We start from the raw sequence: 12,570 nt of genomic DNA, 5'->3' as shown, positions 1-12,570 counted from the left end.
TTTGTTTAATGATTGAACAATTCCTTTTCCTTTTCAGGATCTATGTTTTCCTTTGATTTTTTATCCAAAAAATAATCCAGTACAATACCCACGATTATGGCAACTGCAAATGCCGCATATACTTGCCAATTGAATTGAATTATTAAGGATAGACTTATGAGTATCGCCAAAATGGGTAAAATAGGCACTCTTCCTATAGCTAAAGGAACTTTAAAAGGTCGTTCTTGCTCAGGTGATTTAAACCGTAGTACAATAAGTGCAATATTCACGGCTACAAATACAAGCAAAGCACCTAAAGAGGACATACCTGCTACAATTTTAATATCGCCCAGGAGTAAAAACCCAGCAACTGAGGCCATAACCACGAGGGTTGTAACCCAAGGAACCTTTTGGGCATTTGTTTTGGTCATAAACTTTGGTAGCTCTCCAACACTTGCCATTCCAAAAAGCAACCTGCTTATGGAAATAATACCACTAAAGGCAGCATTGGCTGTGGCAAAAAGTGCAGCAATTGCTAATACGATAGGCAACCAACTGTTTAAGTTAGATGCCGCAAGTGATAATGGCGAATCCACTCCTGCCAAAGCAGAAGGATCTGCGATATTTAAAACCGTAAATGCAATAAACAAGTAAATGATTGTGGTAATAACCATAGTTAATAAAAAAGCACGAGGAATTGTCTTTCCAGGATTTTTAACTTCCGAACCCAAGGCTGCCATATGTTCAAAACCTGTATATATAAAGAATAATGTTGCCGTAGCCGCCAAAGTTCCAGAAATTGATTCTACTTTAAAAAACTCTGCCTTGGGTGGGCCAGTTTCCATAAGTCCAAACACTATCAAAAGTAACAATCCCAACAGTTGAATGCTGACCATAATAATATTTGCGGTAGATGATTTTTTAATGCCAGTAATACTTACCAAGGAGAGCAATATTAAAATTCCATAACTAATCAAAAGAGCGGGTACACTAAAAAATGTATTGAAATATCCTGCAAAAGCCAACAGTACTGCTGCAATTGTAGCCGAGCTATGAAAAGCAATTGTCCACCCAGTGAGAAATGAGGGTATATCCACCTTTGGAAAAGCTTTTCTTACAAATATGAATTCCGCTCCAGCATTGGGGTAGGTAGAGGATAATTCGGCATAAGACATTGCCGAAACACTTGCAGCAATGGCTGCGAATATGAAACTCAACCATAGGTCGGTACCTGCCTGTCCTGCTGCAGCCCCTATAACCGTATAGATTCCAGCTCCCACGATAGTACCTACACCGTAAAAGGTCAACCGAAGAGTTCCCAAAGATTTTTTTAATTCTGACATAATAATTCCTATTTAATATTCATTTCAGACTAACTTAAATTTCTATTCTTCATTTCAAATTTTACTTTCCCAAAATTCACAGCTTCTTCTTTTAAAAAATCTAATACTCTCGTAAAATATTTATCACAGGGAGGGCGGCAATAATAGCAAGAAATGCCGTACCTGCGGCCAGACACATAATTACTACCACTACCAAAAAATTCATTTTCTTATGCATTTTTTACATATCCCTTTCAATACCAGATTCACATCAGTAGTTTTATAGCTATCTGGTAAGCTTTCCTCTGATATTTTATTAGGCAAACAGATCGTTTTCCAACAATCGGTACAATGAAAGTGCATATGTAAATCTGTACCGTATTTACCCGTGGTGTTTTCATCAGAAACTGCATATTTCGCAATGGCTGTTCCATCGTTGATTTGATGCACCATATGCTTTTCCTCAAAAAGCTTTATCGCCCTATAAAATGTGCTTTTATTAGCTGTTTTATTTTTTTCGCTCTTAATGACAAAGACATTTTGCATTTCATTCAAGGTTAGGGCATAGGTTTTCCTTTTGAGGTATTTGTAAATCTTCAACCTCATTTCAGTGGGCCGTATTCCTTTGGCTAACAAAACTTTTTCAATCTTTGTCATTCATTCTGAGTTTCAAAAAATAAACACTTCAATTTTCAATATGTAACTATGATTTTTTATAAGCTAAGAGACGTAATGCGTTGAATACTACCAGCAGGGTTGAACCTTCGTGAATTACAACGGCAATACCGATATTGGCCCAACCGAATATAGTAGCTGGAATAAGCAGGGACACAATACCAAGGCTTACCCAAAGATTTTGCTTTATGATAGCCTTTGCCTTTCTACTCAATCCAATGGCAAAGGGCAAAGTTTCCAGTTTGTCCGCCATAAGTGCAATGTCCGCCGTTTCCAAAGCAACATCGCTGCCCGCTGCCCCCATTGCTATTCCCACTGTGCTGTTTGCCATTGCTGGGGCATCGTTCACGCCATCGCCTACCATTGCTACTTTTGATTCTTCCTTCTTTAATTTTTTAATTGCATCCACTTTCTCTTCGGGCAAGAGGCTTCCCCAGGCATCGGTCAACCCAATTTCTTTGGCTACGGCATCGGCAACCTTTTGATTATCTCCCGTAAGCATGATCATTCGTTTGATACCGATTTCCTTCAATTTCTTAAGCGTTTCCTTGGCAGCTTCACGAGGTGTATCCATTAGGGCGATGATACCAATATATTCTTGATTTCTGCGAATAAGCATAGTAGTATTTCCGCCACTTTCAAGCTCCTTAATTTTGGAAGTTATTTCTTCGGAAGGTTTGGCTTCGTCAAGATCTTCGTACAAATCAAGATTACCGACGTAAATTTTATCACTTCCCAATGATGCTTTGATACCTTTTCCAAGTACGGCTTCCAAATCGGATGCATCGGGAATTTCAGTACTTTCCAAACGCTCCTTACCGTCACGAACCACCGCTTTGGCTAAGGGATGGTCGCTCAGATTTTCAACAGCAACGGCTATTTTTAGTAGTTCATTTTCTTCGATGTCCCCAAGCGGCACGACCTTGGTAAGTTTGGGTTTTCCTTCAGTTAGTGTACCCGTTTTATCAAAAGCAAGTGCGGTTAGCTCGCCTAAATCTTCCAGTGGTCGACCACCTTTAATAAGAACACCGCCTCGTGCGGCTCTTGCCACACCACTTAGAACTGCGCTCGGGGTGGAAATTGCCAGTGCACAAGGACTTGCAGCAACCAATACTGCCATAGCCCTGTAGAAGCTTGCACTAAATGGCTCATCGATTACCAAAAAAGCAAAAAGTAAAATACCTACGAGGATAAGTACAGAAGGTACAAAGTACTTTTCAAACTTATCGGTAAGCAACTGAGTCGGGGATTTTTGTGTTTGTGCCTCGTTGACCAGTTTGACCAATCGCGACAGGGTAGAATCTTTTGCTTCCTTGATGACTTTTACTTCAAGCGTGTTATTACCGTTGATAGTTCCAGCAAAAACACGGTTTTCATCTTTAATCTCATCATCCTGAGAATACTCCTTGCTTGTGTCTTCTACGGGAACTTTATCCACTGGCACGCTTTCTCCTGTAATTGGGGCTTGGTTGACACTACTTTTTCCATTTACCACAACACCATCGGCAGATATTTTGCTATTGGGTTTGACAACAATAATATCACCAATACTCAATTTTTCAATCCCCACTTCTTCGGTCTTGCCACCCTTTTTCAACAAGGCCGTTTTTGGTGCGAGATCGGCAAGTGCCGCAATGGATTTTCTGGCCTTGTTCATTGCATAATGTTCAAGTGCGTGTCCCAAACTAAAAAGAAACAATAAAAGCGCACCTTCAGCCCATTCACCCAAAATGGCGGCTCCAATAGCGGCGACCAACATTAAAAAGTCAATCTCAAAGCCCCCTTTTGCCACTGTTTCAATGGCTTCTTTGGCCGTAAAGTAGCCTCCAAAGAAATACGCTCCTATATACAGGGAGAGGCTGACCCAATCTGGGATGGAATCCACATACGAGAGCCCAAAACCTATTCCGAGAAGCGCACCGCAGATAATGGAAAAAATAAGCTCGGTGTTCTTTCCGAAAATCCCCCCGTGTTCGTGGGAATGCTCTTCGCCGGCGCCGTGACTTTCTCCTTCTTTGTGTTTGTGATTTGCATCCCCAGTTTGTTCTCTGTCTTTAGAGTTGTCAATGGGCTGTCTTCTGTTAAAACCATTTTCGTCAGCAGACGAGCTCTTTTTAATTTTGAGAGTATCCTTTTTGAGTCTTTCGGAGATATGGTCAAAACTTGTTTCCTTTTTGTTGTATTCCAGACGTATAATACCCGCAGCATTAACCGAGGCTTCCAAAACCCCCTTAATTCCCAAAAGATTCTTTTCAATGGTTCGTGCTTGACGTGTATGCCTAATTCCCTTCACTTCTATAAGTAGATGACCATACTTTTCAGTGATTTTTGCACCTGTTTGTTCTGCCATAGATTGAATACGATCTATAGAGATAACATCCGGATCATAATGAAAACAAAGCTGAGGTGTAGCGTCTGCTTTTTCATCGGCAATATGTACCTTTTCGATACCATCTTTCTCCTCCAATTTACTAATAAGTCTTTCCACGCAAGTGTCCTTTTCATTGGGCACTTGGGGAAGTATGACTGGTATTTCAATTTTTAGTTTTTCCATTTTGATCAAGTTATTTTTAATTCATACCGTATTCTTCTAAGAATCATTCTTTCCTTAGGATAAGTTGTGCAATTTGAATTTCAATGACATCTCCCAGTCCGGGTATAGTCCAGATATACAGAAAGTTGATTGCTTTCCACCTTAATAGGTTCATATTCATTATTGGCTATAATCATTATATGCCCTTCCTGAGTCCTGTAAATAGTTTGGGCCTGAATGCTTAAAGCAGCAAAAAAAATAAATATTACTGAATTTATTGTTTTCATAATTTTAAATTTAATATAATCTAAAATTTTCATACGTATACAGCTCACATTTCGTTATATAAAAGAAAACAGAGGTACACTAATGCGGATCAGTTTTCTTTATTTAACCATTTTTTAGCATCGTCTTTTTCTTCGACCTTAAAAAATTTTATATGCGCCCTGGTAAACAGCATCAAAACTTCCGTAAATTGCTCTTGCCATTCAACACTTCCTACCAAAGCCACTTTTATTAAATGTTCTTCATTGGGAAGTTCAAGTTCAATGCCTTTCCAATACATACTTGCCTTCCAACCTTCAAAATTTTTCATCTCTATGTACCACTTAACCTCTTGATGAGCCATTATATGTTCTGTTAAGACCGGTATCAGGTTTTCATAATCCTTGATATCTAGTTTATTTTGAGCCACCATATATACTGTGCTTTGTTTTTTAAAAATTGAGATCATTTCAATAATATTTAAAAATCCATATCTTAGTTTAAATTATTACTGCATTTCCCACATATACCTTTTACCACTAGATTGATATCTTCAGTGATATAGCCTTCGGGCAAATTAATATGCGGGATTTTATGCTCTGTCAAGCAAACCGTTTCCTCACAGTTATTGCAATGAAAATGTAGATGTAGGTCATTGCCGACCTCACATTCTGCTTCACATAGAGCGTACTTTATAACTCCAGTTCCATCTTGGATTTGATGTACAATTCCTTTTTCTTCAAATGTTTTCATAGTTCTAAAAAGAGTACTCCTTTCAGAAATTTTAAAATCCTTTTCCAAATCACCTAGACTTATGGCCACCTTCAATTCTGCCAGTCGCTTGTAGGTCATCAAGCGCATTGCAGTAGGCCTTATTCCCCTACTTTCCAATAATTGAATTATTTTTTCCATTTACTATAAAGAGTTTATAGGTAGTATCTTTTTAATGAATCGCCTGTTTTTATTTGAAAGGCATCCTCTATATTAGATAGATAAATAATACCGTCTCCAGGCTCTTCGGTTTTTCCATTGGCCATTATTATTTCAATAGCAGCTTGAGCTTCTTCATTTTGGCACACCAACTCTATTTTTACTACGGGACTATCGGTTACATGAAAATCAAGTGAGGGTCTTGCTCCCTTTGCTTTGAATGCTCCTGTACCTTCAGATTGTGACAGGGTCATACTTTTAAAGCCGTTTTCACTTAAGGCTTCAATCACTCTTTGAATCCTATTTGGTTTTACGAATGCTTTAACTTCTTTCATATTATAAATTTTTAATAGATTTTGAACCGAGCCTGTTTTTCAATTTTTAACTAACTAATTAAGACGATAAACAAACCCGGAATCAAAATCCTTGATGATTATTGTATTAATGACCGTGTTCCAGTTCTCCTTTGACCATTTCAGAAGAAAGGGTATAGGCCCCACTTGTTACTATTTTAACATTTTTGGCAATTTCTGCTGGAAGGTTTACTTCTACAAAACCAAGATCGTTCAAGCCAGTACTAACAGGAATCCTCTTAAACTTCATCCTATTTTCTTCTGGCGCTTCATCCTCATCTACAATAAAAATGTAGGATTGTTCTCCTTCTTTTACAATAGCTTCTTCTGGTACTGCATAACCAGATTTTTCTCCCTGAACGATCCTTCCCTCCACGTACATTCCTGGTAATAAATTCTTGTCTTTATTTTCGATATCTGCTAATATCTCTATTGCCTTTGGATCACTCTCGAAGGTCTTACCTATAGAGCGTACAGTAGCTTTTAAAAGTGCATCAGGTCTTGAGGTGGTAGAAAAATAGATCTGCTGGCCTTCCTTTATGTGTTTTATGTCTTTTTCGTACACCTTAAAATTCACATAGATTTTTGAATTATCACTTATCGAAAACATTGTGGACTGAGGAGCCACATAGTCCCCAAGACTTACCATCACTTCTCCCACATATCCGCTTAAAGGAGTGGTAATGGGTATTGCGGAAAAGATTTCGCCTTGGGCTACCTTGTCTGAATTAATACCCAACAAACGCAACCTTGATCTTAAACCATTTACACTGGAGGTTGTTGAACGATATTGAGATTGCGCCATTTGGAACTCCTTGCCCGAGGAAACCCCTTTATCATACAAGGTTTGCTTACGTTCATAATCCTGTTTTAAGAATACTAGCTCATCGTTTTTTTCTTGAAACTCTTGTTGCATTGCTATAATATCTGGATGTTCTATATATGCAAGCACCTGTCCTTTTCTAACATTATCACCAGGAACCACTTTTATGGAGCTTACATTACCACCAACAAACGGACTTATGTTCGCTTTGTCCTGTGGGAACAGTTCCAGCATTCCCGTTACCTTGATGTTATTCCCAAGATTCCTTTCTTCCAAAGTTTTGGTTTCCAAACCAATGGTCTCCACTTGTTGTTTGGTAAGTTCTACCACGCCTTCTTCTCCTTCTTCTTCCTCATTGTGCCCACTTTCCTCGTTCTCCGTTGTTTCTGATGTCGCGCTTCCATCGTTATGGCCCAATTCAGAATCGGGTTTGTCGTTACAGCCTACCAACAAGAGCGTTAATAAAACCGTAGTAATTATTGCTATATTTTTCATTTTACTTTCCTTTTTTAGGTTTATAAATTGCCCAATTGATATTGTAACTCAATGGCTTGTTGGTTATACTGATTGATAAATTGTAAATGGTTCTGCTTTATCCGAATGGCACTATTCAGGATCGTGATATAGTTTACATAATCTATTTCACCTTCCTTTGAAGCGAGTTCTGCTGTAGATATTTGCTCTTCTGCCAAAAGCAATGCTCCTTCCTGATAGTAATTCAAGGTTTTTTGGGTTTTTTCCAAGGATTTTAAAAGTTGTGAAACCCTGCTTTCGGTAACCGCTTTTTGCTCTAAGTATTGATTTTCAGCAACCCTCGCATCTGCCTTAGCCGCCTTGACCCTTGATTTTTGTGGTAAGAACCAAAGCGGGATACTAATACCGGCCTGATAGGAGTTAAAACCAGATATATTATCAACGACTTGCCTTCCATAGGAAAGGTTGAACTTGGGCAAAAACTGTGATTTTTCCACACCAATATTTGCCTTGCTTACTTCAGCATTTTGCATTGAATACTGTAATAATGGATTGTCAGCTACGGATGCCGAATCAAGCACTGCCATATAATTCATCGTTTCGTACGGCAATCCTACTGTTTCGATTTCTTGATCAATTCCCAAATATTGCTTTAAGGCTCTTTTGGCAATTTCAATATTGTCATAGGCCTGTTGTCGTAATACTTGTATTTGTTGATATTCTGAGGAGGCTGCAATAAATTCCAGTTTACCAGTTTCACCAGTGTCATACCGCAATTGGGATGCAGTCCTAAAATTGGCATAAACGCTGTCCAATTGTTCTGCAAAACGCAATTGTGCCCTATTATAGTTAATTTGGTCATAGGCTTGCATCACATTGCGCACCAACTGTTGCTCATTTAAGGCATAAAACTTTTCTCCCAATTGAACCCTTTCCTTATAAAACTTGGATTTGGAAAAGCCCGAAAGCAAATCGATATTTCCCTGTTGAAACCCAATTGTGGTCTGCACTCCAGGAAGTCCATTGCCAATTTCTTCCTTACCCGTGAACACTTGGGTGTTTCCCAAGTCGAAACTAGTGCCCTTCATAGCCTGCTCCCGTTCAATAAATGCCCGACTTTCCTTTAATGAAGGATAATTCTTTTTGGCCAAATTAATAGCTTCCTCCATAGTTATAGTTTGCGCTAAAGTCGTTTCTTGTGCATTGGCGGTATTTGAAGATAAAAATCCTCCCAAGCCTAAAAGCACGACAATAAGTGAAGTTCTTTTATTGATATAGCTTACATCGCCATCATTATCTTTTTTCTCTTTTCTTGCTTCAAGCCAATAATAAAGAACAGGAAGGACAACAAGCGTTAAAAATGTTGCTGTTATCAATCCACCAATAACCACCGTTGCCAATGGCCGCTGCACTTCTGCACCGCCTGATGTGGAAACCGCCATTGGGATAAAGCCCATTATAGCAGCAGTCGCGGTTAAGAGAATAGGGCGAAGCCGTTCGTGTGTTGCTTCATAAATTCTATCTTTAATATTTGTCATTCCTTTTTCTTTTAGTTCATTGAATTTATTAATTAGAACCAGCCCATTTAAGACGGCTACCCCAAAGAGTACTATGAACCCAACACCGGCAGAAATACTGAATGGCATTCCACGAATCCAGAGGGCAAATACTCCACCGATTGCGGCAAGCGGAACGGCCATATATATCATAATGGATTGCGAAAATGAACCAAGGGCAAAATATAATAGTATAAATATGAGTGCCAAGGCTATAGGCACCACGATCATTAACCGGTCGGTCGCGCGTTGTAGATTCTCAAAAGAACCTCCGTAGGTTACGTAGTATCCTGGTGGAAGTTTTACTTCAGCATCGAGTTTTTGTTGAATTTCCTCAACCATCGATTTCACGTCACGACCTCTAACATTGACCCCCACAGAAACACGCCTATAGGTATTATCTCTCGATATCTGCATAGGTCCAGGTTTATAGCTAATCTCCGCTACCTCTTTTAAAGGAACTTGATTACCACTGGGCAAATCGATATAAAGATTTTTTAAGCTATTGATGTCTTGCCGGTATTCTTGTGCCAGGCGGATAACCACATCAAATCGTTTTTCACCTTCAAAAATTACTCCTGCTTTTTCTCCAGAAAAAGCTGCGCTTACGTAATCATTGAGTTTATCAACAGTAAGTCCATATTGTGCCATTTTTGCCCTGTTGTAGTTCACCGTAATCTGCGGTAGACCACTTGTAGCCTCCACATTAAGATCTACGGCTCCGGGAACTGTTCTGATAACTGCAGCAATTTCTTGGATCTTATCCGACAGTACTCCCATATCTTCACCATATAATTTTATGGCAACATCTTCACGAACTCCTGTCAATAATTCATTGAAGCGGAGCTCTACGGGTTGTGTAAACACAAAGTTAACCCCAGGAATGACTGAAATTTTTTCTCGAATTTTCTCAATTAATCCCTCTTTGGTTTCGGCAGTTGTCCACTTGCTCTTGTCTTTTTCCAGAATGATATAGCTATCGGCTATATCCATAGGCATCGGGTCTGTTGGAATTTCTGCTACACCAATACGCGAAATCATTGTTTTAACTTCCGGAAATTCTTTTATAATGTTTTGAAGCTTTTTGGAAGCTTCTATAGATTCTGTAAGACTGCTACCTGGCTTAATAAGAGCTTGCATCGCAATATCACCTTCATCAAATTTTGGAATAAATTCACCACCCATATTGCTGAATATAAAACCAGCAATCAATAATAAGGCAACCGCTCCAATAACAACACCTGCTCTAAACCTTAGCGAGAAAGATAATAAAGGCTTATATGCTTTATTAAGCCCACCCATAATTCTGTCACTGAATCTATCTATTTTGTTCTCAAATTTTGCAAACCACCCATCTTGGTTTTTGGAAGGTTTTAGAAATAGTGCAGAAATCATCGGCACATAGGTCAAACAAAGTATTATAGCTCCTAAAACTGCAAAACCAAAAGTAAAGGCCATTGGTCGGAACATTTTTCCTTCAACACCCGTTAAAAATAATATAGGAGTAAATACAATAAGAATAATTAATTGACCAAAGAAAGCAGAATTCATCATTGTGCTTGCCGACTCGTATGCTATCTCATCCATTTCAGTTTGATCAATAACTGCTTTGGATTTTTTTATCCTTTGATGAATATGGAATACCATTCCTTCCACAATAATTACCGCACCATCTACGATGATTCCAAAATCAATAGCGCCCAAGGACATTAAATTTGCCCATACCCCGAATTGTTTCATTAATATAAATGCAAACAATAGGGAAAGTGGAATTACCGAGGCGGTTATCAAGCCTCCACGAAAACTTCCCAAAAGTAAAATCAAAACAAATATTACGATTAACGAACCTTCTATTAAATTTTTTTCTACCGTACTTGTTGTACGACCTATCAAATCACTTCTATCCAAGAAAGCTTCGATATACACCCCTTCAGGTAAAGACTTCTGAATTTCCTTGATACGGGTTTTTACGTTTTCAATAACTTCGCCAGGGCTTTCACCTTTAAGCATTAGAATTTGCCCCCCAACGCTTTCTTTTCCATCCTGAGTAAATGCACCATAGCGTACTTGATTTCCGAATCCTACTTTTTCAGCGAGATCCCGTACTAAAACAGGTGTGCCATTTTGAGTGGTCACCACGGTATTTTCCAAATCTTCAAGACTTCTGGCTAATCCTTCCCCCCGAATAAAGTTGGCCTGATGGTTTTTCTCTATATAGGCACCTCCAGTGTTTGCATTATTATTCTTTAATGCTTCAAAGACCTCACCCATAGTGACACCAAAACTTTTAAGTCTGTCTGGGTTAATAGCGACTTCATATTGTTTTACAAATCCTCCAGCTGCATTTACTTCCACAACGCCTGGAACCAATGCCATTTGTCGTTTTACAATCCAGTCTTGAATGGTTCGTAGTTCCATGGCGTCATATTGCCCTTCATAAGCCTTTTCTACTTTTAGCGAGTATTGGTAAATTTCTCCAAGTCCAGTAGTAATTGGCGCCATAAAAGGCGTACCGAAACCTTCAGGAATTTCTTCGCTTACCGCAGTCAGCTTTTCCTGAACCAGTTGTCTGGGAAGATAGGTTCCCGCATCATCTTCAAAAACGATGGTTACCACAGAAAGTCCAAAACGAGATACGGAACGTAGCTCGATCACATCGGGAAGGTTGGCCATTGCCAGCTCTACAGGATATGTCACAAATTGCTCAATATCTTCAGTCCCAAGGTTGGGAGCTGTGGTAATTACTTGTACTTGATTATTTGTAATGTCTGGAACTGAGCCCAGATTTATAGTGGCCATCGACCAAATACCGGTACCGATAAGTGCTACTATTAAAAGACCCACAACAAATTTATTGTTGATGGAAAATGAAATGATTTTATTAATCATGTAATGAGATTTAATTCAGTTAAAATTTTCGAAATGATTGTTAGCAATCGCGAAATCATACGAAACAGGAATTAACCCTATGAGTAGGTTAAAAGAGGATATAGCTATCCTAAAAAAAAACTGAATTAAACTTTAGGTGGTTGGAAAAGAGATTCCAGATATCTGGAATTTAATTGAAAATTATAGAAATTATACTCATTTTGTGACTCGGAGAATATCGGACTAATTGATGTTGGTCGAAAAGGGGATAAGAATACGAAATGCAAACAACATTGATGATTTGTATGCACAGGCGCATTTTCGTGGTCCGGATCTGGATGGTGGTTATCCAATTTGCCATCATCTTTTATGTAATCTTGATAAACGTAATCGATAAATGAATATCCATCATCTTCTTTATGGTCTTGATAATGAGCAATAAAATGAGATATTTCTTCTATCTGCTCACAAACTTCCATATTGGCCGCTATTCCTTGAAAAAAGAATAGAAACGACATTGATATGGAAACGAGTATTTTCATAAAGTTTTACAAAGATAATTTAATTGTAGTGCACAGGTTATGCAAAAATTGATGGAATTACATTTACAAAATAGACGACAAACAAACTTTGAGATAAAAATCCTTGTTTTAACAAATAAAAAATTAAAATAATGAGAAAACTAAGAAGTTATATTAGATCTGAAATAGTCAAAATCGTTGATTTCTATACTCCAAATCAAAAATTCATAGAATTAAGGGACAAAAAGAATGATTTAGCATCAATTAGAATG

At 38.4% G+C, this 12,570-nt stretch carries 10 protein-coding genes; all 10 read right to left on the bottom strand.

What is annotated here, in order from left to right; translation table 11 throughout:
• Nucleotides 1-5: 5 nt before the first annotated feature.
• Nucleotides 6-1,322, bottom strand: coding sequence for an APC family permease (locus BC962_RS04895; protein ID WP_121344754.1), 1,317 nt, complete (start codon nt 1,320-1,322; stop codon nt 6-8).
• A 201-nt stretch (nt 1,323-1,523) separates the two neighbouring features.
• Nucleotides 1,524-1,958 carry a Fur family transcriptional regulator gene (locus BC962_RS04890; protein WP_121344753.1) on the bottom strand — a complete coding sequence of 145 codons (435 nt, stop codon included), beginning with the start codon at nt 1,956-1,958 and terminating at the stop codon, nt 1,524-1,526.
• Between the two features lie 46 nt (nt 1,959-2,004).
• Nucleotides 2,005-4,530, bottom strand: a complete 2,526-nt coding sequence (locus tag BC962_RS04885) for a heavy metal translocating P-type ATPase (RefSeq protein WP_121344752.1) — start codon at nt 4,528-4,530, stop codon at nt 2,005-2,007.
• 80 nt (nt 4,531-4,610) lie between these two features.
• Nucleotides 4,611-4,796: a hypothetical protein gene (locus tag BC962_RS04880; RefSeq protein WP_147405614.1), complete on the bottom strand. Its 186-nt coding sequence runs from the start codon at nt 4,794-4,796 to the stop codon at nt 4,611-4,613.
• Nucleotides 4,797-4,885: 89 nt separating this feature from the next.
• A complete protein-coding gene (locus BC962_RS04875; RefSeq protein WP_034919158.1) occupies nt 4,886-5,242 on the bottom strand; it encodes a SpoIIAA family protein in 357 nt (118 codons plus the stop codon).
• A 26-nt stretch (nt 5,243-5,268) separates the two neighbouring features.
• Complete coding sequence (locus BC962_RS04870; RefSeq protein ID WP_034919161.1) at nt 5,269-5,685, bottom strand: Fur family transcriptional regulator; 417 nt, start codon at nt 5,683-5,685, stop codon at nt 5,269-5,271.
• A 14-nt stretch (nt 5,686-5,699) separates the two neighbouring features.
• Nucleotides 5,700-6,038: a P-II family nitrogen regulator gene (locus tag BC962_RS04865; protein WP_121344751.1), complete on the bottom strand. Its 339-nt coding sequence runs from the start codon at nt 6,036-6,038 to the stop codon at nt 5,700-5,702.
• Nucleotides 6,039-6,144: 106 nt separating this feature from the next.
• The gene (locus BC962_RS04860; protein ID WP_121344750.1) at nt 6,145-7,374 is read right to left on the bottom strand and encodes an efflux RND transporter periplasmic adaptor subunit; all 1,230 of its coding nucleotides are present in this window, start codon (nt 7,372-7,374) and stop codon (nt 6,145-6,147) included.
• A 20-nt stretch (nt 7,375-7,394) separates the two neighbouring features.
• Nucleotides 7,395-11,798 (bottom strand): CusA/CzcA family heavy metal efflux RND transporter, encoded by a 4,404-nt coding sequence (locus BC962_RS04855; protein WP_121344749.1) that lies wholly within the window; start codon nt 11,796-11,798, stop codon nt 7,395-7,397.
• 125 nt (nt 11,799-11,923) lie between these two features.
• Nucleotides 11,924-12,319, bottom strand: coding sequence for a hypothetical protein (locus tag BC962_RS04850; RefSeq protein ID WP_232224013.1), 396 nt, complete (start codon nt 12,317-12,319; stop codon nt 11,924-11,926).
• Between the last annotated feature and the right edge of the window lie 251 nt (nt 12,320-12,570).

This window comes from Gillisia mitskevichiae, from assembly GCF_003634585.1.
GTDB lineage: Bacteria > Bacteroidota > Bacteroidia > Flavobacteriales > Flavobacteriaceae > Gillisia > Gillisia mitskevichiae.
The sequence above is the reverse complement of the archived record's forward strand: the minus strand, read 5'-3'. Positions and strand labels throughout refer to the sequence as shown.